At 43.1% G+C, this 22,959-nt stretch carries 21 protein-coding genes; 7 read left to right on the forward strand and 14 right to left on the reverse strand.

Going from position 1 to position 22,959, the window contains the following annotated elements:
- The 3 genes from F6K52_RS12170 to F6K52_RS12180 all read right to left on the reverse strand — a co-directional run.
- On the reverse strand, positions 1–477 hold a 477-nt coding region (locus F6K52_RS12170), incomplete at its 3' end, for a DICT sensory domain-containing protein (RefSeq protein ID WP_293077769.1).
- Positions 478–581: 104 nt separating this feature from the next.
- A complete protein-coding gene (locus F6K52_RS12175; protein WP_293077771.1) occupies positions 582–2,102 on the reverse strand; it encodes a UDP-N-acetylmuramoyl-L-alanyl-D-glutamate--2,6-diaminopimelate ligase in 1,521 nt (506 codons plus the stop codon).
- Positions 2,103–2,220: 118 nt separating this feature from the next.
- A complete protein-coding gene (locus F6K52_RS12180) occupies positions 2,221–2,493 on the reverse strand; it encodes a glutaredoxin family protein (protein WP_293077773.1) in 273 nt (90 codons plus the stop codon).
- 140 nt (positions 2,494–2,633) lie between these two features.
- Between F6K52_RS12180 and fghA the strand changes: the two genes are divergently transcribed.
- The 3 genes from fghA (at position 2,634) to clpB (ending at position 7,594) form a co-directional block, all read left to right on the forward strand.
- Positions 2,634–3,485 carry an S-formylglutathione hydrolase gene (fghA, locus tag F6K52_RS12185; RefSeq protein WP_293077775.1) on the forward strand — a complete coding sequence of 284 codons (852 nt, stop codon included), beginning with the start codon at positions 2,634–2,636 and terminating at the stop codon, positions 3,483–3,485.
- 265 nt (positions 3,486–3,750) lie between these two features.
- A complete protein-coding gene (locus tag F6K52_RS12190; protein ID WP_293077777.1) occupies positions 3,751–4,497 on the forward strand; it encodes a rubredoxin-like domain-containing protein in 747 nt (248 codons plus the stop codon).
- A gap of 469 nt (positions 4,498–4,966) precedes the next feature.
- Entirely contained in the window at positions 4,967–7,594 is a 2,628-nt protein-coding gene (gene clpB / locus F6K52_RS12195; RefSeq protein ID WP_293077779.1) for an ATP-dependent chaperone ClpB, read from the forward strand.
- 103 nt (positions 7,595–7,697) lie between these two features.
- Here the strand turns inward: clpB and F6K52_RS12200 are convergent, their stop codons facing one another.
- From F6K52_RS12200 to F6K52_RS12220, 5 genes are all read right to left on the reverse strand, one after another.
- Positions 7,698–8,288 (reverse strand): hypothetical protein, encoded by a 591-nt coding sequence (locus F6K52_RS12200; RefSeq protein ID WP_293077781.1) that lies wholly within the window; start codon positions 8,286–8,288, stop codon positions 7,698–7,700.
- 34 nt (positions 8,289–8,322) lie between these two features.
- Positions 8,323–10,479, reverse strand: coding sequence for an AAA family ATPase (locus tag F6K52_RS12205; protein WP_293077783.1), 2,157 nt, complete (start codon positions 10,477–10,479; stop codon positions 8,323–8,325).
- 12 nt (positions 10,480–10,491) lie between these two features.
- Complete coding sequence (locus F6K52_RS12210) at positions 10,492–10,707, reverse strand: hypothetical protein (RefSeq protein WP_293077785.1); 216 nt, start codon at positions 10,705–10,707, stop codon at positions 10,492–10,494.
- 242 nt (positions 10,708–10,949) lie between these two features.
- Positions 10,950–11,138: a hypothetical protein gene (locus tag F6K52_RS12215; protein WP_293077787.1), complete on the reverse strand. Its 189-nt coding sequence runs from the start codon at positions 11,136–11,138 to the stop codon at positions 10,950–10,952.
- Between the two features lie 267 nt (positions 11,139–11,405).
- Positions 11,406–12,203, reverse strand: a complete 798-nt coding sequence (locus F6K52_RS12220) for a PD-(D/E)XK nuclease family protein (RefSeq protein ID WP_293077790.1) — start codon at positions 12,201–12,203, stop codon at positions 11,406–11,408.
- Positions 12,204–12,924: 721 nt separating this feature from the next.
- Between F6K52_RS12220 and F6K52_RS12225 the strand changes: the two genes are divergently transcribed.
- From F6K52_RS12225 to F6K52_RS12240, 4 genes are all read left to right on the forward strand, one after another.
- A complete protein-coding gene (locus F6K52_RS12225; protein WP_293077792.1) occupies positions 12,925–13,272 on the forward strand; it encodes a Nif11-like leader peptide family natural product precursor in 348 nt (115 codons plus the stop codon).
- A 53-nt stretch (positions 13,273–13,325) separates the two neighbouring features.
- Entirely contained in the window at positions 13,326–14,597 is a 1,272-nt protein-coding gene (locus F6K52_RS12230; protein WP_293077794.1) for a nif11-class peptide radical SAM maturase 3, read from the forward strand.
- A 430-nt stretch (positions 14,598–15,027) separates the two neighbouring features.
- On the forward strand, positions 15,028–15,249 hold the full coding sequence (locus F6K52_RS12235) for a hypothetical protein (RefSeq protein ID WP_293077796.1): 222 nt from the start codon (positions 15,028–15,030) through the stop codon (positions 15,247–15,249).
- A 491-nt stretch (positions 15,250–15,740) separates the two neighbouring features.
- Positions 15,741–15,887: a hypothetical protein gene (locus F6K52_RS12240; RefSeq protein WP_293077798.1), complete on the forward strand. Its 147-nt coding sequence runs from the start codon at positions 15,741–15,743 to the stop codon at positions 15,885–15,887.
- 168 nt (positions 15,888–16,055) lie between these two features.
- On the opposite strand, the gene F6K52_RS12245 is transcribed toward F6K52_RS12240, so the two are convergent.
- The 6 genes from F6K52_RS12245 to F6K52_RS12270 all read right to left on the reverse strand — a co-directional run.
- Entirely contained in the window at positions 16,056–16,811 is a 756-nt protein-coding gene (locus F6K52_RS12245; protein ID WP_293077800.1) for a peptidylprolyl isomerase, read from the reverse strand.
- 153 nt (positions 16,812–16,964) lie between these two features.
- Positions 16,965–18,500 carry an HlyD family efflux transporter periplasmic adaptor subunit gene (locus tag F6K52_RS12250; protein ID WP_293077802.1) on the reverse strand — a complete coding sequence of 512 codons (1,536 nt, stop codon included), beginning with the start codon at positions 18,498–18,500 and terminating at the stop codon, positions 16,965–16,967.
- Positions 18,501–18,603: 103 nt separating this feature from the next.
- Entirely contained in the window at positions 18,604–21,330 is a 2,727-nt protein-coding gene (locus F6K52_RS12255) for a peptidase domain-containing ABC transporter (RefSeq protein ID WP_293077809.1), read from the reverse strand.
- Positions 21,224–22,006 (reverse strand): helix-turn-helix domain-containing protein, encoded by a 783-nt coding sequence (locus F6K52_RS12260; protein ID WP_293077804.1) that lies wholly within the window; start codon positions 22,004–22,006, stop codon positions 21,224–21,226. The genes F6K52_RS12255 and F6K52_RS12260 overlap by 107 nt, the downstream gene beginning before the upstream one ends.
- 299 nt (positions 22,007–22,305) lie before the next feature.
- Positions 22,306–22,518 carry a hypothetical protein gene (locus F6K52_RS12265; RefSeq protein WP_293077806.1) on the reverse strand — a complete coding sequence of 71 codons (213 nt, stop codon included), beginning with the start codon at positions 22,516–22,518 and terminating at the stop codon, positions 22,306–22,308.
- Between the two features lie 55 nt (positions 22,519–22,573).
- Positions 22,574–22,959, reverse strand: a 386-nt coding sequence (locus tag F6K52_RS12270; RefSeq protein WP_293077808.1) for a VCBS repeat-containing protein, incomplete at its 5' end; no start/stop codon positions are given.

Raw genomic sequence — 22,959 nt, forward strand, 5'->3', positions numbered from 1 at the left:
TATCTGCTCAAGGGTAAAAACAGCTAACAATGCTTGACTGAGTTCACTATCAGTTAGATTTTCAGATTCCGATAGCTCAGGTTGGCAAGCCACAATTAAACTACTGTAGTTCTGACAGATAATGAGTAAAAAATACTCTTGTTGTAGTTGAGAGTCAGTCCCCAACGGTAGGGAAAACAGTTGAGAATCTCTGTTGAGGTTAACTCTCTTTTCCCAGTCATCTCCTAAACAGTGGCACAGATAAATCGTTTTGGGTACATCAACCTGTTGTTGATACCGTTTGATTTCTCTGTGCCAGCTCTCACCCTGTGGCTTTACCCAAATTGTGGCTGAGATGTTTTGCTCAATTAGCAGGTCAAAGGTTGCTGTGACTAGGGATTTCAGGGTGATAGGAGTTATTGTTAAAGACTCGGGAGAGGCAAGAGTCTCTAAAACCAGCTGGTAGAGAGACAATTCTGGATTAGGTGGCAGGTTCATTTAGGATTAAAGGTGGTTTGGTTAAAGGTGGTTTGGTTAAAGCTTAAACGTTGACCTTCCATGTGATAATCTACAACCTGCCCGCTGAAATAGCTGTCAATTTGCTAACCTATAACCTGTAGCCTACTCATCAAAGCATCTCGGGCTTGCTCTCGGTCATCGAAGTGGATTTTTTCAGTACCCAGAATTTGATAATCTTCGTGACCCTTACCAGCAATTAAAACTCCATCCCCCGGTTTTGCTTGCAAGATGGCAGTCCGAATGGCGGTAGCGCGATCGCAAATTACCATTGGTTCCACTGATTGAGGAATCCCTTCTAAAACATCCTCTAAGATGCTTTCTGGGTTTTCGGTGCGAGGGTTATCCGAGGTTACTACAGCAACATCAGCTAACTCAGCCGCTATTTTCCCCATCTTAGGACGCTTGGTGCGATCGCGATCACCACCACAGCCAAATACACAAATCATCTTGCCCTCAATAAAGGGTCGTGATGCCCTGAGTAAGTTTTCTAAACTATCTGGGGTGTGGGCATAATCGACAATCACACTAATATCCTGTTCTGATTGAATTTGCACCCGTTCCATGCGCCCTGGCACTCCTGGAAATTGAGCCAACGCTGCTGCTACTGATTCTAAATCCAAACCCAGCTCTAAAACTGTTCCTACTGCTGCGAGCAAGTTAGACAGATTGTATTGACCCACTAGGGGCGAATTGAAGCTAACCTCTCCTACGGGAGTATGCATAATTCCTCTAACCCCTGTTGGCTCGTAGCTTAATTCCCTCGAAAAGAAGTCAGCCGATGGGTTTTGGATACTATAGCTCCAGACTTGCTCAGTTGGTAACTGTTGGATTAATCGCTCTCCATAGGAGTCATCAGCATTAATAATTGCCCTGCCTTTGAGATAATCGGAACTAAACAGCTTAGCTTTAGCGCTGAAGTAATCATCCATGTTCTGGTGGTAGTCCAAATGGTCTTGGGTGAGATTGGTAAACACTGCCACCTCAAACGGACAGCCCTGGATTCGACCTTGTGCTAAGGCGTGTGAGCTAACTTCCATCACTGCCATTTGGGCACCTGCTTTGACCGCTAACTGGAGCTGTTGTTGCAATTCAACGGCAAATGGTGTAGTGTAGCTGGCTGTTTGCTCAAAACCTGGCCAACGGGCATAGAGGGTACCCAAAAGTGCTGTGGGTATAGGACTAGAGCTATGAGCTAGCAGAAATTCAATCAGATGGGTAGTGGTAGTTTTGCCATTGGTACCAGTGACTCCAATCAGCCTGAGCTGCTGTGCTGGGTAACCGTAGAACGCTGCTGCGGTTTGAGCAGACACGGTGGTCATGTCATCGGCGGCAATTACACAAACTCCTGTTTCCGGTGAAAGTTCCTGGGGGGGATGTTTGGCAGCCGCTTGGGGAGAAATTATCGCTGCTACTGCCCCAGATGCGATCGCACTTTCCCAGAACTCTCCACCATCTACCCTAGTGCCTGGCATACCGATAAATAAATCCCCCGGTTGGCAGGCGTGGGAATTGGTACAGATGCCTGTAACCGTTACATCAAGACCCTCGGGGGTAGGAATTTCCACAATATTGGCAATTTTCGCTAATAATTCCCTTAGCTTCATAGTCTATTGCACCAAACGACACTATAATATCTACCGAATCATCACAGCCACCAGTCAACCGTCAACCTTTAACAGTCAAACCTTCAACCGTGAATCTGACGTGAATCTGATGTATCGCCTATTTTGCCTCATTAACAGGGAAATATTTCCGTAACATTCGCTGCAATTGTTCAACGCTAGCACGAGGAGAGGGGCGAGGCAGGGGCTGTTCCTGACCAAAGTGGTTGATACATAGCACTGGCACCTCATACTGATAGGATTGGAACCAATCCTCTCGACTGGTAATGTCTCGAACCTCTAGTTTGAAGGTTAACCCTTCAATCATCTCTAGCTTTTCAAGCAATCCCTCACAAAGATGGCAACCCGGTTTACTGTAAAGAATTAATTCCATCAGGCAAGTTAGTTGAAAATTGTTTATTTAGAAGGTAGTTTAGTAAAGTTAAGTGCAGCTTCGGCAAACACACCTGAAGAAACGTTAAAATGCTGGACAGCAACATTCGCCTTCATGGTAAGTCCATTTGAACCAGCCCCATGTCCACAGACCTTCGCCTCGTCTCAGAAAACCGTTGCTTCGGCGGTACAGTAGGTTTTTACACTCATCAATCTCAGACTTGTAGGAGCGAGATGGGGTTTTCCGTATACCAACCCCCTCAGGCGAAAGTCCAATCCGTTCCAGTTCTATATTACCTGTCAGGTTTGACTTGTACAGAAGAGAACTTTATGGTTAAATCAGGTGCTCAGCGATTTGCAGCCAAGTATGGATTGATGTTGGTGGCTCCAGATACCAGCCCTCGAAATACAGGAATTCCAGGTGAGGACGATGAGTGGGACTTGGGGTCTGGTGCTGGTTTTTACGTAGATGCCACTCTTGAACCTTGGTCAGCTCACTACCAAATGTATAGCTACGTTGTCCATGAGTTACCGGAGGTAATTGCCCAAAATTTCCCCGCGCAAGTGGAGAAACAAGGTATATTTGGTCATTCTATGGGCGGTCATGGCGCTTTGATTTGTGCCTTAAGGAACCCTAAGCAGTACCTATCTGTTTCTGCTTTTGCTCCCATTGCTGCTCCCATGCGCAGCCCCTGGGGTCAGAAGGCATTTACCACTTACCTCGGCACAGACCAAGATAAATGGCGAGCCTACGATGCCAGCGAACTGGTGCTGACAGCAAATTATAACCATCCAATTTTGATAGACCAAGGCACCGCTGACCCCTTTTATGAGAAGCAGCAGTTGCTCCCTGAGGTGTTTGAGAAGGCTTGTGAAAAGGCAGATCAGCCCCTAACTTTCCGTCTTCAGGTCGGCTATAACCATGGTTACTACTTTATCGCCACCTTTATAAAAGACCATATCAGCCATCATGCTGAGGCTTTGTTGGATTGAACAAAATTGATATAATCCCAAAGTTGCTGAAAAAGTCGAGGTTGGAAGTGTGGACAATACTTCTGCTATTCAGGTTTATCAAAAATTCTAAAAAAACTGGTAGTTTATCACTATTAAACCCAGTTTGATTTAAGCATAAACTATATACAGATTTTAGAATAATCTGTTGTCAAAAAAATCCTCATTAACTAAGCGCATAAATGGTGTAAATACTAGGAAAATAAAAACAAATTAATGTCAACATCAGTACATTGAGGTTCTGAATATGGCTAATGAAGGTGAAATGTTGGCTTCAACTGTGAACCATCAGCAATGGGTTTGTACCGTTTGTGGCTATAACATGATTGGTGAAATGCCTGATGTCTGTCCGTTCTGTAGAGCACGCCATGACAAATTCGTTACTTGGGATGAGGCAGAGCAAACCTATCGAGTGACCCCACACCAGATAAATAACTACGTCACACAATTAATTTCTGTGCCTCGTCTTGGTATGGAGCATGCTGCTTATCGCATTGAAACCGATAGTGGTGCGATCTGGATTGATTGTCCATCAGCATTCAATCGAGACTTGGAGCCAGTAGAAGCTATTTACTTTACCCATAAGGATTTCATGGGTGCATCCAACCAGTATCGTGATTTATGGGATGCTAAAGTTTATCTGCACGTTAACGATGCTGAGCATCCACTTGCCGAGCAATTTCCGATTGACAACAAAATTTACGGTGACTTCACCGAGCATGGTATTGAAGCTTTCTATATTGGTGGGCATACACCGGGCTTCATGATATATATCTATGACAAGGTCTTGTTTATTTGTGACTACGCCTTCCCTCCAGGGTCTAGTATGCAATTAAACCCCTTTGGACCAAAAGACAAAACCCGTAAACGTGCATCACGGATACTAGATCTTGTTTCCGAGAGATCCCTTGAGGTTGTATGTGGCTTCAACTTTTTTACTGACTTCGATAGTTGGCGTGAGGATTTCAAGCACCTACTTGATAGAGCTAGATAAATTCAATAAGTGGCGTTGCTTAATAATGGAACGATTAACAAACGCCGAAATTAAAACCATTAACCATCTAGGATTAATAGCAGCAATTATCGATTTTTATCTGTTCGTACACATTGGAAACAGCATTTTTTAATTAGCAACTTGGGTTATTAAGGTGTTGCGCATTTAAATTGGTTATTATTCAGTCTCTTTATGCAGAGCGCGAGTGGGTGAAACGACGGCAGTTGCTCATGGGGGATACACCCTTTGGCGGCACTGCCTCCCCAAGACCGCTTAGGTGCGCTTGGAAAAAACACCGTCAAACCCTCTCCCCTGCTCCCCTGCTGTCAAAACAATAGAATTTAAATGAAAACCAGCTTACCTGGCTTTGAGGACGGCAATATCCCAAACAGAAGACGTGAAGACCGATCTATGGCATCTCACTAGCTTTTTTAGAATTGTGAACAGTTAGAGGAATAAGTGATTAGAGATGCAACCAAGTAACCCTAACCAGTTTACCGAAAAAGCCTGGGAAGCGATCGCACACACCCAAGATGTTGCTAAAACCGCACGACAACAACAAATCGAAACCGAACACTTGATGAAGGCGATGCTGGATCAAGATGGACTCGCTACCAGTATTCTTAACAAAGCGGAAGTCTCTGTGCCAGGGGTAAGGGAAGCAACGGAATCTTTTATCAAAAAACAACCTAAGGTTTCTGGTAATAGCGACTCGGTTTACCTAGGACGCAGCATGAATAGCTTGCTAGACCGAGCAGACTCCTGTCGTAAAGAATACCAAGACGATTATATCTCCATTGAGCATCTGATCCTGGCTTATCTGAAAGATGACCGCTTTGGTAAGTCATTATTCCAGAAGTTTAAACTAGATGAAAATAGGCTTAAACTTACCATTGCTGACATTAGAGGGAATCAGAAAGTGACCGACCAAAATCCAGAGGGCAAATACCAAGCACTGGAAAAATATGGACGTGATCTGACAGAGGCGGCGCGGGAGGGAAAGCTTGACCCAGTTATTGGCAGAGATGATGAAATTCGGCGCACGATTCAAATTCTCTCGCGCCGTACTAAAAATAACCCAGTGCTGATGGGGGAGCCTGGTGTTGGGAAAACTGCTATTGCTGAAGGCTTGGCACAACGGATTATAGCTGGTGATGTGCCTCAATCCCTCAAAGACCGACAATTGATTGCTCTGGATATGGGCGCATTGATTGCTGGGGCTAAGTTTCGGGGAGAATTTGAAGAACGCCTGAAAGCAGTACTAAAGGAAGTTACCGATTCCCAAGGCAAAATTATCCTGTTCATTGATGAAATCCATACCGTTGTCGGTGCTGGTGCTTCTCAAGGAGCAATGGATGCCGGAAATTTGCTCAAGCCAATGTTATCACGGGGTGAATTGCGCTGTATTGGTGCTACTACTCTCGATGAGTACCGCAAGTACATTGAAAAAGATGCAGCACTCGAAAGACGCTTCCAGCAGGTCTATGTTGACCAGCCTAGTGTAGCTGATACTATCTCGATTCTACGAGGTCTTAAAGAACGGTATGAAGTTCACCATGGGGTAAAAATTGCCGATAGTTCTTTAGTGGCAGCAGCTACTTTGTCTACTCGGTATATTAGCGATCGCTTTTTACCAGACAAAGCCATTGACTTAATGGATGAAGCGGCAGCACGGCTAAAAATGGAAATTACTTCCAAGCCAGAAGAACTCGATGAAATTGACCGCAAAATTATCCAGCTGGAAATGGAACGGTTGTCTTTACAAAAAGAAACTGATCTCGCTTCCATCGAAAGGCTCGAAAGACTAGAAAAAGAACTGGCTGATCTCAAAGAAGAACAACGTACCTTGAATGCCCAGTGGCAATCAGAAAAAGATGTGATTGACCGGATTCAGGGGATTAAGGAAGAGATTGATCGAGTTAACGTAGAAATTCAACAAGCAGAACGGGATTATGACCTCAACCGAGCCGCTAAGTTAAAATACGGCAAGTTAGCCGAGTTGCAACAATCCCTGGAAACCGTTGAGCAACAGCTAGCCGAGAACCAAACCAGTAGTAAATCCCTGCTGCGGGAAGAAGTTACAGAAGCTGACATTGCCGAAATTATCTCTAAGTGGACTGGAATTCCGATTAGTAAACTGGTCGAGTCTCAGAAAGAGAAGCTACTACACCTGGAAGAAGAACTACACAAGCGGGTGATTGGCCAAGAGGAAGCCGTTACTGCTGTAGCTGATGCTATTCAGCGATCGCGTGCTGGATTAGCTGACCCCAATCGTCCCACCGCTAGCTTTATTTTCCTCGGTCCTACCGGTGTCGGTAAGACCGAATTGGCAAAAGCCTTAGCAGCGTATCTGTTTGACACCGAAGAGGCTATGGTGCGCATCGATATGTCCGAGTATATGGACAAGCATACCGTTTCCCGACTGATTGGTGCTCCTCCAGGCTATGTGGGTTACGAAGAAGGAGGTCAGTTAACCGAAGCCATCCGTAGACGTCCCTATGCCGTAATTCTATTTGACGAAATCGAAAAAGCACACCCGGATGTCTTTAATGTGATGCTGCAAATCCTTGATGATGGTCGAGTTACTGATGCTCAAGGGCATACCGTAGATTTCAAGAATAGCGTTATTATCATGACCAGCAATATTGGCTCCCAGTATATTCTGGATGTAGCTGGGGATGACTCCAAGTATGAGGAAATGCGGAGTCGGGTCATGGAAGCAATGCGCTCTAGTTTCCGCCCTGAATTCCTCAATCGGATTGATGAGGTTATTATTTTCCATACCTTGCAAAAACATCAGTTGCGCAATATTGTCCAGCTGCAAACCCTGCGCTTAGAGCAACGGTTAGTAGAGCGCAAGATGTCCCTAAAACTCTCCGATGCAGCTCTTGACTTTTTGGCAGAATTAGGGTATGATCCAGTGTTTGGAGCACGACCCCTGAAGCGAGCTATTCAGCGGGAGTTGGAAACTCCTATTGCTAAGGGAATTCTCAGGAGTGAATTTAATGATGGGGACACTATCTTTGTGGATGTGAACAATGAACGGCTTTCCTTTCAGCGATTGCCTGCTCAGTTGTTGCTCAGTGAGTCCAATTGAAGCGTAGAAAGGTTGAAGGCTATGGTGTGCTAAACCCCTAAGCATTCAGCAATTAGGAATCAGCTATCAGCTGAATGCTTAGAGCCAACAATATACCCTAACTCTAAAACCTATGCCCTGCACGCAGCGCCATAACACTTCCTTTTGGTAATACTGTTAATTTCTCCTTATCCAAACACTTATCCAAATCAGTGAGAACTTCCTCAGCTGGAATATCTAATACTCTAGCGCCATAGTCATTGACAACCCTATAAAATTCCTGATTCACCTGATCTTGCAGTTCTGGCATTGCCCTTACTGAGGTTTGTAGTCTCCCTACAGGATGATTACCTGCCTTAATTCCCTTGGCTTTAGCGATAATCCAACTTGACAATAACTCTAATCTCAAAACCGCAAAGATAGGTTCATATCCTTCTCTGGCTTTTTTCTTCAAACCATCCACATCCTTCTGCCCTAGTGTCACCGTATGTTTAATGGTGGTCTTCACTTCAATGGAAAGATTAGGAAAGTATGGGTGATTCCAACTATCTATATCTACACCTTGAGAAGAATAGTTTTCTACCTGAAAACCCAAGCGACAGAAGGTAATCGCTAGGAAAATCTGGCAAGTTTTACCAAACCCATTATCTTTTCTAGAGCGACTATTCAGGTGTTGTTGAATGTTCGTTAAATGGTTGAATGTTGATGCATCCATATTCTTAATTCTACATTCTTAATTCTACATTCTATTACCCATTACCCTCGATAGTTGGTCCACGAGTTGGTGTCCACTGTCCCAATCGGTAGAGTTTGTTGGGCTTAGTTAGCTTGAAACTAAGCTGCTCGACGAAATCATCTTCTGAGGTGGCAATAATCAATTGCTTTTTATCCAATACCTGATCCAACACCTCAGCCAAGCGTTCTTTATGGACTGGATCTAGATTTTGCGAGGGGTCATCTAGCACCATGAAGCCGATATTATGAGTTAATTGCTCTGAAGTTGCTAGGGCTAGAAATATACTCAAAGCAGCACAATTAATATCACCCTTGTTCAACAGTCGTAAGGCAACTTCTGACTCTCCATATCCCACCGCCATCACTTCATATTTGTCTGGGTCAATCTCAATATCTGGAAAGTCACTGCGATGGGCAAGCTGACGATATATACTAGAAATTGCTGCTCTGGTAGCATCGATTTTTTCTTTAGCTGAGTTTCCTAGCACTTCCTGTACAGCTTCACCAATAGTTAACAATCGGTCACAGAAGGCTTCCAAGTCAGCTTTTGCTGCTTCAACTTCTTTATATTCAGGGCAATCTTGAATCGAAAACAAATTATCTACCTCTTGGCGATAACGCAAGACAGTAATAATCCGTTTAATGTTTTCTAAGTCTTGATCAATGCTATCGATACGCTGATTACTTTGCTCAACAGCGGTGCGAATCCTGGCTAATTCCTGATCTACTTCAGTAATGGCTTGATTGAGCAGAGCCAGAGCGTTAACAGAGTCATTAATTTCTGTTTCTAAAGCTACTGCGATCGCATTTTTTGCTTGTTGTAATCCCTTATCCTTATCTAATCGTTCCCGTTGCAACCGCTCCAAGGTTTTAATCAGTCTCTGGAACTCCTCTACTGCTGTTTCTAATTCCCGAATCTCATTCTGAATCGGTTTTAGCTGTAACTTCATGTCTTGCTGCCATGATTCTAATTCCTGACGCAACTGAACTGGATTAATTGGTGTGGAGCAAACGGGACAATTATGGGCTTGATCTTCCTGTACTGAATTCAGAAATTTAAGGGTTTCGATAATGATACCGGCACGATTGTTGATAGTGTTTAGACTCCCTTGCTTTGCCGGTAACTCTTCTTGTTCAATTTGATTTTTTTTTGCCAAAATTTCGGTTAGCGTGCCGTATTGAGCTTCCAGTTGGTGAATCTCGTTTTCTTTTTGGTTGAGTTCCATAACCTTGGTCTCAACATTAGCTTTCAAACGATTTAATTCACTTTGCTGATTCAGCAACTCTTTCTGCCGTTCCCAGTCGGGCTGAGCATTACGTAATTGCTTAATCGCCTCCTTACCACCATCTACAAATCGTTCCAAATCATCAGTAGTTTGGTATTTTGGTAAAGAGGGCACCAGCAATCCATAGTCTTTGGCAAAATTCTCAACTGCATTTTCAACCCCTTGGCAAATAGCTTTTGCTCCATTGACTGATAGTTGGCTCAGGGGAATATCATGAAAAATAGCTTCTTCTTCTGCTAGACCTAAGTCATTTTCCTTAATCGCTTTTGCTGTCTCAATTTTGCTGATAATCTGACCAAACTCTTGATCAACTTTCTTAAATTCTTCCTGGGCTTTAGCTCGCTTAATTCCATCCAAGAGATTGCGCCAATCCGTCAAACCCATGAGGCGATCCAGAGCATTTTTGCGCTCTTTTGGTTCCTGAATCAGTAGCGCACTGATAGTTTCTTGATGTAGGTATACACAACTCATGTAGTCAGACAATTCTACACCCAGTAGCACCCGCAAATCAGCTTCATCTTCATGACACAAACCATTATTAATCTGATAGTAAAACTTGGGATTACCACGACGTTTGCGGTCACTCCGATATACCTTCAGTATTTCCCCATGCCCTTCAAAGATAACTTCGACAGTAGTCTCCCTTGAAGATTGGTTTTTCACTAACCAATTCTTTCGCTCTTCAATTTTAGTAGCACTTTTATTAGCGACATCTTTGCCAAATAGACACCACTCAATCGCATTCAGGGTACTACTTTTGCCTCCCCCCTGAGCTCCTACAATTAATGTGCAGGCTTGATCAAATCTAAATTCCCGTTCTCCCGCTTGTTCAGGAAAGCCTCTAAACCCCTTGATCTTGACTGATACCAGTCGATAGTTTTCCATAGACACTCTTCCTCATAGACCAATAGTAGCCATCAGTTTTGTGTAGGCTTTTTTGTAAGCACTTCGATGTTTTTCCAACCGATAACGAGCCATATCAGTGACCCCTTGTGATGAACCGCTATCAAACTCTTTGAGCAATTCTTCCCCAAGGGCTATCAACCCTTGCTCATGGTCTGAATCAAGGGCTTGATTCTTCAGTTCCTCAAATAATTTATCATCGTCTTTCATTATTGTCTTTTATTAGCGTTCGCGTAGCGTGGCCAACGGCCAATCCCATTAATTAGTAATGTAACCATTAAGCCGTCAGCTGTCAGCCGTTGGCCGTTGGCTGATGGCTGATAGCTGATAGCTTACGGTGTGATCCTCAGCAAGAGCAGCGCTACAATAACAGACTATGAGCTGGTTACCAATAACTCAGCACTTAGCACTTACCATTTCGCATTCAGCAGTGATCAACCTAGATCAGGCGATTAACTCTTATTCTGCTTAGGGGATGAAGCAGGTTTATTTTCCTCTATCCATTCTTCGATCAACTCCAATAAGATATGATTCATGGTGACTCCCTTGAGAGCGCACATAGATTTGAATTTTGCCCGTAAGGATTCAGGCAAAAATAGTTTGTAGCTAACTTGTTTTTCTTCTGACACATCTTTTGACAACTTTGACCTCCCAATTATCCTACTAAGGGGTAAACAACTCAATAGGTATTTTAAGTTTTTTGTGTTATTTATGGATTTTGTGTTATTATAACCTTAGGAAACACAAAGAAGCCAGCGGCACTGAGCCTGGTCAAATCTACTTGACCAGACTTTGTAGCCTATGGGCTGGTTAGCGCACTAGCTACAGCAGAGATTCCCCAGGGATCTCTGCTTAACTTTTTTGAACTCTTACTGGTGCTACGGGCCAACCTAGTCAGGGGTAGTAGCTCACAGGGAAACTTCCTCGATATCAGCTAAATTTGGTAGTAATTCTGTACTATCTTTCCTCAACCTATTCCCATAACGGTGACAACGCACGGCAAAGGTACAATCACGACATCGACCAAGGGATGCTGCTACTTGAGGAAAAGCTAAACCTTGATCGTGATAGGTTTGTAGCCACCCAGCCAACCGGGTCAACAACTGAGTCAAATCCTCCCTAGTTTTCTGGTGTTGTGCGCTATTGTAAGTAAATTTAAGACTCTGGGCAGAGGGTTGGGATTTGACAAACCAGTAACTCATGGAAATTTGTTCTGGCCAATAATCGCTAGTTTCCGCTAGGACGTAGAGATACAGGCGTGTTTGCCAGTCTTGGCCTAACCAATCCCGATTTTTAGGTTGAGGATAGGTCTTCCAATCAAGAATTTGGGCTGAGTCTTCCCCTGCAATCAATAAGTCATAGATAACTGTAAGTAGATAACCTTGGAAATACAGGGTTCGGCAATGTTCAGCTTCCCGGAAGCTTTCAGGCTCTGGGTTGGAAAGTTCTGGTGCGGCATTGACTAAACCACTCAGCCAGTAGTCGAGTTGGGTATCCTCTTCTACTAAAGATGTCACTGGTAACCCAATTTCCCGCTGTTGCATTAATAGGTGGAAGCGGCTTCCCCAAGTAAGACGCTCTTGTTGTTCAGGAGACACGGGTGTTCCCAGCTGGTCAAAGTAAATGTGTTGGAACTTACGGGGACAGGTTTCTAATACATTCAGCTGTCCTTGGGATAGACGAGTCAGAGGTGCGGGAGGAAACACTGGTCAATGATAAGGGCGTTTGTATCTGGGTTGTAAACACACGAATTGCTGAAAAAGGCATGCTAGCAATAGGCATGCTAGCAATAGGGTAGAGATATACGGAGTTTTCTTGAACAAGAGAAAAAGACTTCTTAGATTTATATTTCATTTAGAAACCCTATATTAGCTAGTTTAGCGGAAGATATCGAATGCGTTCGCGTAGCGTAGCCCGAAGGGCTAATCGCTTCCCCTGGGGCTAACTCGCCAATCTAAAATTTGATGGCCACAGATTTTAGTGACATAATTGTTTTAGTTAGATTTCGAAACATAGTTGTTTTTATTGTCATATCATCTCCGTATAATTACGCTTAATACGAATCTTTAATAGCCCCCCATATCCCCAATTTTTTAGTACTACTTGGAATAATTAGTGTGACTACTTATAGCCTTTATTCCACAGTTTTGGGTAAGTATTACTATCCTCATGTGTTGCTGCCATAGTAATCATGCTACTATCCTCCCCCTAAGGAAGTAATTTTATTATCTTATCCAGCAATGCTTTGGACATAATTTTATTGTTTTGTCGCAATAAAAATTTAAATTTGTACTGATTTTAAATTTTATTGAATAAAATTTTACTATCGATGAAAAATTCATCTATTTAAGAAAATACTGCCTTAGCAAGAGTACCGTTTATTAACTTAAACTACCAACAGTATTTCAGTAAAATCAGGATAAAATTATGTCTTTAGAAAATGTTAAAGCCTTCTACCAAAGGCTAGCCACTGATGAAGCATTCCGTGCCCAAATTCAAGGAGTAAACAGTAAAGATGAATGTCGCCAAATCGTGCAAAGCGCTGGCTATGACTTCACCCAAGAGGAGCTTGAAGACTACACTGGCCAATTGTTGGAGTCAAGTGCTGCTGAGGATGGTCTGAGGGATCTTGATAAACAAGAACTAGAAGCTGTGTTTGGTGGGAATCATCCACTTATCGACATAAAGGGAGGTTTTCAGCCACTTTATGGGGTTATTTGGCCGCCGGTTCAGCCGATGTATGGCATTGTCATAGACGGGAAGTTTGAGCAATAAGATCAGCTGATGTCTGTGTCTCTGTTGAAATAACTTAAAATGGGAAAATTGTGATGACCTATCGCAGAATTAGTTATGCCGTCTGGGAAATCACCCTTAAGTGCAATTTAGCCTGTCAACACTGTGGTTCTCGGGCTGGTCATACCAGGGCTAAAGAACTTTCCACTACAGAAGCCCTAGACATGGTCAGACAACTGGCCGACGTTGGGATTACAGAAGTCACCTTAATTGGAGGTGAAGCCTTTCTACGTCCTGACTGGCTCGATATTGCCAAAGCGATTACTTCTGCTGGAATGCTCTGTGGCATGACCACTGGAGGGTTTGGGATTAGCTTAGATACAGCCCGCCGGATGAAAGATGCTGGGATTCGAGTAGTTTCTGTGTCCGTGGATGGTTTAGAAGCCACACACGACCGGTTGCGGGGTAGGAAAGGTTCTTGGCAATGGGCGTTTAAGACCATGAGCCATCTCAAAGAGGCCGGTATCCCCTTCGGTTGTAACACTCAAATTAATCGGCTCAGTGCACCAGAGTTTCCCCAGATTTACGAGCGCATCCGGGATGCAGGAGTCTTCGCTTGGCAAATTCAGTTGACTGTACCCATGGGGAATGCGGCGGATAATAGTGACATTCTGCTGCAACCCTATGAGTTGCTAGATGTGTACCCGATGATAGCGCGGGTGGCTCGTCGGGCTTTTCGGGAAGGGGTCAAGGTTCAAGCTGGTAATAATATTGGTTACTATGGTCCCTATGAACGACTGCTGCGGGGACGGGGAGAGGATAATCCTTGGGCATTTTGGCAGGGGTGCAATGCTGGACTATCTACCTTAGGCATCGAAGCCGATGGTGCGATCAAAGGTTGTCCCTCATTGCCGACTTCCGCCTACACTGGAGGTAATATCCGAGACCACTCCCTAGGTGAAATTATTGAAGAGACCGAGGAGTTGCGGTTTAATCTAGGAGCTGATACTCCTAAAGGTACAGACCATCTGTGGGGTTTCTGCAAGAGTTGTGAATTTGCTCAACTGTGTCGTGGTGGCTGCAGTTGGACTGCTCATGTTTTCTTTGACCGCAGAGGCAATAATCCTTACTGTCACCACCGCGCTCTTACTCAGGAGAAACAGGGTATTCGGGAGCGAGTTGAAATCAAGCATCGCGCCGAAGGTAACCCTTTTGATAATGGCGAATTTGTTCTGATCGAGGAACCAATTGATGCTCCTTGGCCAGACAATGATCCACTTCACTTTAGTGCTGATCGTATACTTTGGCCAAAAGGTTGGCAGGAAGAAGAGGAGTTGGTGCCATCTTTAGCGAGTAGTAGCAGTTAATTTAAGATCTTGCATTATTGTGATTAATTCTAGGTGGGCAGTGGCTACCAAAGCTGTCAGCACATGAATCTCTATCAAGCACTGCCCACCCTACATCAAGCTTGTGATTAATTCTAGGTGGGCAGTGGCTACCAAAGCTGCCAGCACATGAATCTCTATCAAGCACTGCCCACCCTACATCAAGCTTGTGATTAATCCTAGGTGGGCAGTGGCTACCAAAGCTGTCAGCACATGAATTTCTATCAAGCACTGCCCACCCTACATCAAGCTTGTGATTAATCCTAGGTGGGCAGTGGCTACCAAAGCTGCCAGCACATGAATCTCTATCAAGCACTGCCCACCCTACATCAAGCTACTTTCACCTATTGCCTTTTCCTGCAATAGGTGTGTTTACAACCCAGATATAAAATATAGTATCTCCACCAATTCCATGGCGCTAGATCATACTCCAGTTTCCGATCACAAGACTAGTAATTTGAAGACTAGTAATCTAGAGTTATCCATTGATGACTCTCAGACTGATGTAGATTCTCCCTTGCCCCTGTTACCACGCTCAGCTTGGAGTAGTCAGGTGGGATTATTGAGAGCTATTTTTAGAGCCAAGAAAGCTTTAGACCGAATCGAGCAAGAAGCTGGTTTGTTGAGAGGTTAATAGTGATTCCAAAGTCGGCTTAAAACTTAACACTTAAAAACTCCCTTGAAAATCCAGTCCGCCCAGGCGGGCTTTTTTTTTGGACGCGCGACCTAAGCCTGGTCTGGGCTAAAGGGAGGTTATAGCCCTACGGGCAAGGGCAAAAGGCAAAAGTTTACTATAACAGCTTTTGAGCTTGTATCAATGTCCTAACCTTAATCCGTACTGCTATATAGCTTTTGAGTACTGTTTTGTTTTGACTGAAGTGACTAGCCTTAAAAAGACATAACTGTTTAGATTATGTGCTTAATAATGATTGGTTTTACAGTTTTGATAAAAAACCGAGCCTGATTTGGAATAAATCAGTCTAAATAATGCATATTTTTGGTCGATTTTATAGTAATGTAAACCTTGAAATACCCTAAAAAAAATAGATGATATAAATAATATTAATCAATAAAAACTATCATCACAACTGAAGCCAGTTCCATTATTAACGAGCAAATTAAAAAATGGCTAACATTACAAAACAAAATGCTAAGATTACAATTGCAGATATTGATCCATCCAAAGAACCTGAAAATTTAATAAAAAATGTAAGCGAGAATGAACTTAATTTAACTCATGGCGGAATAATACTTAGATATGTTTACTATTAATAATTCAAAGAACAAATACAGTCTCAATATCGAGAAATTAAATTAGCAATATAAATCAGCAAAAATGCCCAATGATAATGATCAGAGGGCATTGAATTTAAAAAGCTTAAAGACCAAGATTAGAATTCTAAATTCTAAATTCTGCATGTATAAGTTTCCACTCAAAACCTAGGCAGCTTGGTAACCTAAGTCAAGGTTTTTCGTGACTTCAAATTCCTCAAATTGTTGCTTAGTCCATTCAGAAAATAAATTTAAGAGGATTTTAGAGCGGAGGTTATCATCCAATTGCGCTTCAATAATCTCCTCCACCAAAATCAGATGTACTCCCTTAGAGGTCACAATGGGTTTGATAACCTGCGGTGGCTTAGCCGCAAAGACAGCAGCAGAAATCTCCGGCTTGATCTGCTCACGAGTTACTACTCCTTGATATCCCCCAGAGCGACGTAATTCTTTATCCTCGATATACTGATGAGCAACATCATAGAAACTCATCTCCCCTTCCTGAATACCATAAAAAAGTTCCATGGCTAAATCTTCATCATCTATGATTACCTCATACATCACTACACCAGCATAATCTAGCTGATTTTCATAAAAATAAGACTCAACTTTATCAGCAAATAAATGGTTAGCTAACTTTCCATAAATAGCACCATTGTATACCATTGCTTCAAACTCATCTAAGGTCATACCATGTTTTTCTAGCCATGCCCAAGTTTCCTCAGCACTCCCGAGTTGGCTAACTATCCTGAATTGATCTGCTGCGTCTTGAAGCTCTTCTGTCTCTACTTTGATACCCGCCTCAGCGGCAGCAGCTGCGATTAATTTGCGGGTAGTAATTGCTTCGATAATCTCAGGAATTTTACCAGATTGCTTGACTTCTTCAAGAATATCGTCTTTGGTAATCGTGATAGCTGTTGACATCGTGTTTATCCTAGTAATTTAAACTGTGAAAGTTATAGTGCTGTATCGCTTTGTTCCTTTAATTGTTCAAAATCATTACGCCCATTGCTAGAAAAAGCGATCGCACTAATTGATAATGCCCTGAATTGACTGATATTACATCCCGGAAATCACCTATAATTTCAAACCTCCTTGCTGCAACTTCTTAAAGGGATCAAGAATAAAATCAATAATGCGACGCTGACGTACAATCACCTCAGCTGTTGCTGTATCTCCAGGACGGAATCCAATACACTCGTTACCTGTGGGAAGACAATCCTGATTTAAAGCAATTTCTATGTTATAGGCTGCTACCTTTCCATCCGGGGTTTCCACCTCAGAGGTAGTTGGAGAAATTTCCACTAACTCTCCTGCCATCACCCCATACTCTTGAAACGGATAGGCATCAAATTTTAATTTAACTGGCATTCCTTTCGTTAAAGAACCACTTTCAGTGGTTGCCATCTGGGCTCGAATAATTAATGATGAATCCTCTGGGGCAATTTCTGCTACCATAGTTCCCTGCTGCACTACAGCACCAGGTCTTTGAATCGGTAACTGAAATACCATTCCACTTACCGGTGCGTCTAATACTCGTTGCTTTAACTGAAGCTGTAACGACTCAATCTGACGCTTACTCTGAGCAATTTCTGAATTTATGCTAGTCATTTCGGTCTCTATATTATTCAGTTGTTCTTCTATTTGAAGTACTGATAAATTACCGGAATGAATCAAACTCTGATAACTCCTTTCCTGTTCTTTTAATCGTAATTTTGCTTGCTTCATATCTGCTTGTGCTTGACGCATTGTCCGTTCATAACTACTTTTTTCTTCCCTAATCCGTAACTTAGCCTGTTCAATATCAGACTTAGTTTGCTCATACAATCTTCGCCTTTCTTGTACCACATCATCCTTATCTAATACATCAATTTCTGGCAGAACTCCTTGCTGCCAAAGTTTACGGTAGCGTTGCACCTCTCGCTGGGCATTAGCTAAACGAATTTCTATTAATTTATAGGCTGTTTGACTAAGTTCAAGATTTTGCCTAGCCTGATTCACTTGAGCTAATTTTTCGTCTTTTTGTAAGTTATAGGAATTCCTAAGATCAGTTATCGTCTGTCGCGCTTGGTCAATTTGAGCTTGCTTTTCCAAGGCTTGGGCTTGATTTTGTTGCTGCTGAGTTGTCAAGACTACCACTAACTGATTTTTTAGTACTTCTAACTGCGATCGCCGACTGACTTGCCCCTTTAACTTCTCGTTAATTTCCTGCAATTCAGTACGAACTAACCCGGATTTCAAAATCACTAAGTTTTGTCCAGCCTCAACCTTTTCCCCCTCTTTAACTTTAATTTCATCCACTGTACCGGCTACAGCAGCATCCAGCCTCACGGTCTTACCCTTCGGTTCAAGTCTTCCTCTAGCTGTACCGGTTTCATCTACCTTATAGAGCATCGACCAGGGTAAAATAATAGACACAAACACTACTATAAAGTACAGTAATCCCCTAGTCCAAACCTGAGGTAAACTATCGAGTAATTCTTTAGTAGCGTAAGACCAATCATCAGTAAACTTACCTAAGTCTGGGGCGTTGAAACTATCTTGATCATGATTAGTGTCTTGTAGGTGAGTTGGACGATGTCCATTTAAGTGTCCATTTAAGGTATTGGGCATAATTTTAGTTCTGAGTTATTGGGATTAGTGATAGGTAAAGTCTTGCCTCTTGCCACTTGCCTATTAATTATTTGATATTACCTGATTAACTCTTCTGAATTACTCATGATTCATGACTAAGTTGCTGATGATTAAGGTAATAATAATGTCCCCGTTTGGCCATCAATTCATGATGGGTTCCACTCTCAATCAAGACTCCTCTATCCATCACTAAAATTAAATCCGCATTCCGGACTGTAGACAAACGATGAGCAATGACTAATGTTGTTCTACCTTTGAGAATATGAGTTAAATTCTGTTGAATAATTCGCTCTGATTCTGCATCTAAATGGGAGGTGGCTTCATCTAAAACTAATAACTTAGGATTGCCTAACAAAGCCCGTGCGATCGCAATCCGTTGCCTTTGTCCACCAGATAATGTCCCTCCCCCTTCTCCTATCTGGGTTTCATAGCCCATGGGCAACTGTTTAATGAACTCATCAGCACCTGCCAATCGTGCTGCTTCTATAATCTCGTCTAAACTAGCGGCAGGATGGCCTAAGCTAATATTTTCCCGAATGGTTCCACCAAACAAAAACGTATCTTGGTCTACTACTCCCACTTGCGATCGCAAAGACCCTAAGGACAGACTGCTAATATCAAGGCCATCAATCAATACTTTCCCATCTGTGGGTGGATACAATCCCAACACCAATTTAGAAATCGTGGTTTTCCCTGAACCACTGCGTCCAACTAGGGCTACCATTTGTCCTGGTTTCACTTGAAATGATAGATTTTCCAGTACATTTAAATCACTCTCTGGGTGATATCGAAAGGTGACGTTATCAAAGGCAATGTGACCCTGAATTGATGGTAACGATTGACGGGCTTGATTCAGTAAATCCTCCTCTGGTTCGGAATCCAACACATCATTAATCCGTTCCATCGCAATTACTACTTCCTGGAATTGATTCCATAACACGGTTAACCGCTGGAAAGGAGTAATAATATTTCCCAGCAGCATATTGAAGGCGACTAATTGTCCAATGGTTAACTGATTCTGAATCACTAACCATGCTCCATACCACAGCAGGCTTGTGGTTACTACGGCTTCAATAGCATTACTAAAAATTTGCAGCCGATTGCTGATAACTTGCCCATCAAAACTTGTCCTAATTTCCTTATTTAATAACTCCTCCCAATGCCAACGTACTGTTTGTTCTACTGCTGTGGATTTAACGGTACTTACACCAGAAAGCGCTTCAATCAGATAACTATTTTCTTTAGCCGTCGCCTGAAATATTTCCCGAGAAATTTTGCGTAAAAACGGTGTGGCAATCAACGCTAACAATAAGAAGGGCGGCACAATTACTAAGGCCAATAACGCCATTTTCCAGCTGTACCAAACCATCAATCCTACATAGATAAATACCGTTAGTAAATCCAGCAGAATTGATAAGGCTTCACCGGTAAGGAACCGCTCAATCTTGCGGTTTTCTTGAACCCGTGATATAATGTCACCAACATAGCGGGACTCAAAAAACGAAAGAGGCAACCGCAGTGTATGGCGAATAAATCCTACAATCAGTGCTGCATCTACTTTATTGGCCGTATGGTCTAGTAGATATTGCCGCAACCCCATCATTGCCACTCGAAACAGGCTAAATATCAGCAGCCCTAACCCCACCGCCATTAAGGTTAGCCCAGAGCGCTGCACCACGACTCGGTCTAAAATTAGCTGGGTGAATAGAGGTGTAATTAATCCAAATATCTGGATAAATAAGGAAGCAAGAAATACCTCTAACACCACTAACCCATGGGGTTTGATTAACTCAAAGAATTGCCAAAAGGGAGTAGTCGTTTCTTTAGCATCCTTGAGTAATGCTGTCGGTTGTAGCAGCAGTGCATAACCGGTCCAATCGGCGTTAAACTCTCGATGGGTGAGACTACGTTGACCAATGGCGGGGTCACACACAATCACTCGTTTCCGAGTAATTTCATAAACGACAATATAGTGTTTACCTTCCCAATGGACAATAGCTGGCAATTTTTGCTTCGCTAGCTGGTCAAGACTAGCTTTAACCGGACGAGTAGAAAAGCCAATACTTTCCGCTGCTGCTGATAGTCCTCGCAATGATGCGCCATTGCGGTCAACATTAGCTATATCCCGCAAACGATTCACACTAAAGCGTTTACCCCAATAGCGAGATACCATTACCAAACACGCGGCACCACAGTCAGAACCACTCTGCTGGGCAAAAAACGGATAGCGTCGGATTACCCGTTGCCATAAATGCCCTGCTTGCTGGGTTGGGTTAGGAAAGTAAGCTTTGCTAACTTTTTTCTGGGATTTCTGGGACTTGGCTTCCCCAAACCGAGACTGGGAGATGGGGATATGGGGGGATGGGGATATGGGGGGATGGTGAGATGGAGTGATAGAGGGAGTAGGGGAGCTAACTAGTAGGGCATTACGAGCTTGGGCCTGACTCCAAAAATGGTCTCGGATTTCGGGATACTTATTGATCAGGGGAAACAACACTTCCCCCGGTACAAAGCATAGCTTTAGCTTCAAGGAAGCTCTAGCGCTATAGCTGTCTAAGTCTGCTGACGGAAACAAGGTCAATTCCCCAAATGATTCCCCTGTTTCTAAGGTGGCAATTAAGTCACCGGCCTGATTCAGCAACCTTACTTTTCCAGCAATAATAATGTAGATACCAGCTGATGCCTGAGTGCCTTGCCAAAACTTACCTACCTTGGGCTCTATTAATGTCAAGTGTTTGAGAAAGCGCTGGCATTCCTGTAGCGGGAGAGCTGTACCGAGAGCATGGCTGAGTTGTTGAGGGGAAATCAACGGAGTAGATGCACTTTGAACCATGGATGTCTAAATCTGATCTAGAGAGAGTGGTGGATAACAATTCTCGAGAATCAGCACTAGAAGCTGATTGCAGGTCACGAATGATAATGCGATTGGCCGTAGACAACCCTACGCCATGCTCGGTAGCCGCTACGGGATGCTCGGTACGAGCCGCTACGCGATCGCTACTAGTATTTGAAGCTTGATCATTCGACGGTGTATCGTTCTCAGTGGTGTTAGGCTCAGGATTACGGGGTTTGCCTTTGGTAGACAATCCCATTTGTTTTAGCAACCGACTAATATGGCGATCGCTGACTTCAATCCCAAATTCCTGAGCTAAATGCTTACTCAACCAGTTAGCTGTCCAGCGCCGAAATGGATAGCCAAACTCCTTTGGACTCTGGCTTACCAGTTCCTTCAATCGCTCTAGATGTTCCTGATTTACTGCCTTAGGGCGACCAATGGGGTTATTCTGCCAGTTGTGCGCCATGCCAGTCCGCGCCATCAATATCCAATGTCTAGCTGTAGCTGGACAACATCCCACGGTTTGACAAATTTCAATTTGAGAGTTACCATCATCGGCTAGCAACATAATTTCAATGCGCTGACGATAATGCTGGGGTAAATCGGCTCGTAGACTTTTTTGTAGTAGTTTGCGCTGAAACGCTGTCAAATATTTACCTGTACTAGTACATGCACCCTCAAGATCAGGTTTCGACTGATGTCCTGACATATTTGTAACTAAAAAGTCTTTAACTCATTGCTTTGATGATCGAGGGTAGATGTTGGCTTTTATGTTGGTTTTTATAGTCAAATTTACTGAGGATTGTGGACTTTTTGGATGATTTTGGCCAATTTTTGGCTTATTTTGTCGTTTTTTTGGATGATTTTTATCTAATTTTAGATTTTGGTGGAATTTTATGTTGTTTGTGTAAAGTTTGATTTAAATTTTTGGATGAAAATAATCAGGGACTAGGGATTAGGTTCTTTTAGGCAGAAGTGGGAGGAGTGGGGAGATGAGGAGTCAGAGGAATAAGAATGCGATCGCGTTTGGCCTTTAGGCCACGCGATCGCTAAACTCGGGCATTGCTGAGGGGCGGAATTAATATGAGTGGGGTGGGCATCCTGCCCGCCGGGAATTGAAACGGGCAAGATGCCCATTCCACCCACCGGGTGAAACAGCATGGATTGAGATGCACCCCTACCGAATTAGGTTAGTGTTTAAGCAGTGTTTAACCAACTAAATGCTTAACCAACTAGTAGCAAAGAAATTATTGTTATTATTCCAAAGTTCAACGAGATCAGACTGATTATCACCATTTAAATCGGTAACTAAGTAATCAGTATCATTTCGAAAGTCCCCTACTTGTGTATTACTGCCCAGGCTAAATCCTCCGCTACCATTACTAATCCAAGTCGCCGCAAAGAAATTATTGTTATCATTCCAAACCTCGATTAGATCAGAGTCACCATCTCCATTTACATCAGCGACTAAGTAGTCAGTATCATCTCGAAAGTCTCCTACTTCTGTATTACTGCCCAGGCTAAATCCACCATTACCATTACTAATCCAAGTAGCAGCAAAGAAATTATTGTTATTATTCCAAAGCTCGATTAGATCAGAGA

This window comes from Moorena sp. SIO3H5 (genome assembly GCF_010692395.1).
GTDB lineage: Bacteria > Cyanobacteriota > Cyanobacteriia > Cyanobacteriales > Coleofasciculaceae > Moorena.

Coding starts and splice junctions, on each gene's coding strand:
- F6K52_RS12175 (WP_293077771.1), bottom strand. CDS start 2,102: ATGAAGCTAAGGGAATTATTAGCGAAAATTGCCAATATTGTGGAAATT.
- F6K52_RS12180 (WP_293077773.1), bottom strand. CDS start 2,493: ATGGAATTAATTCTTTACAGTAAACCGGGTTGCCATCTTTGTGAGGGA.
- fghA (WP_293077775.1), top strand. CDS start 2,634: ATGTCCACAGACCTTCGCCTCGTCTCAGAAAACCGTTGCTTCGGCGGT.
- F6K52_RS12190 (WP_293077777.1), top strand. CDS start 3,751: ATGGCTAATGAAGGTGAAATGTTGGCTTCAACTGTGAACCATCAGCAA.
- clpB (WP_293077779.1), top strand. CDS start 4,967: ATGCAACCAAGTAACCCTAACCAGTTTACCGAAAAAGCCTGGGAAGCG.
- F6K52_RS12200 (WP_293077781.1), bottom strand. CDS start 8,288: ATGGATGCATCAACATTCAACCATTTAACGAACATTCAACAACACCTG.
- F6K52_RS12205 (WP_293077783.1), bottom strand. CDS start 10,479: ATGGAAAACTATCGACTGGTATCAGTCAAGATCAAGGGGTTTAGAGGC.
- F6K52_RS12210 (WP_293077785.1), bottom strand. CDS start 10,707: ATGAAAGACGATGATAAATTATTTGAGGAACTGAAGAATCAAGCCCTT.
- F6K52_RS12225 (WP_293077792.1), top strand. CDS start 12,925: ATGTCTTTAGAAAATGTTAAAGCCTTCTACCAAAGGCTAGCCACTGAT.
- F6K52_RS12230 (WP_293077794.1), top strand. CDS start 13,326: ATGACCTATCGCAGAATTAGTTATGCCGTCTGGGAAATCACCCTTAAG.
- F6K52_RS12235 (WP_293077796.1), top strand. CDS start 15,028: ATGGCGCTAGATCATACTCCAGTTTCCGATCACAAGACTAGTAATTTG.
- F6K52_RS12240 (WP_293077798.1), top strand. CDS start 15,741: ATGGCTAACATTACAAAACAAAATGCTAAGATTACAATTGCAGATATT.
- F6K52_RS12245 (WP_293077800.1), bottom strand. CDS start 16,811: ATGTCAACAGCTATCACGATTACCAAAGACGATATTCTTGAAGAAGTC.
- F6K52_RS12250 (WP_293077802.1), bottom strand. CDS start 18,500: ATGCCCAATACCTTAAATGGACACTTAAATGGACATCGTCCAACTCAC.
- F6K52_RS12265 (WP_293077806.1), bottom strand. CDS start 22,518: ATGCTGTTTCACCCGGTGGGTGGAATGGGCATCTTGCCCGTTTCAATT.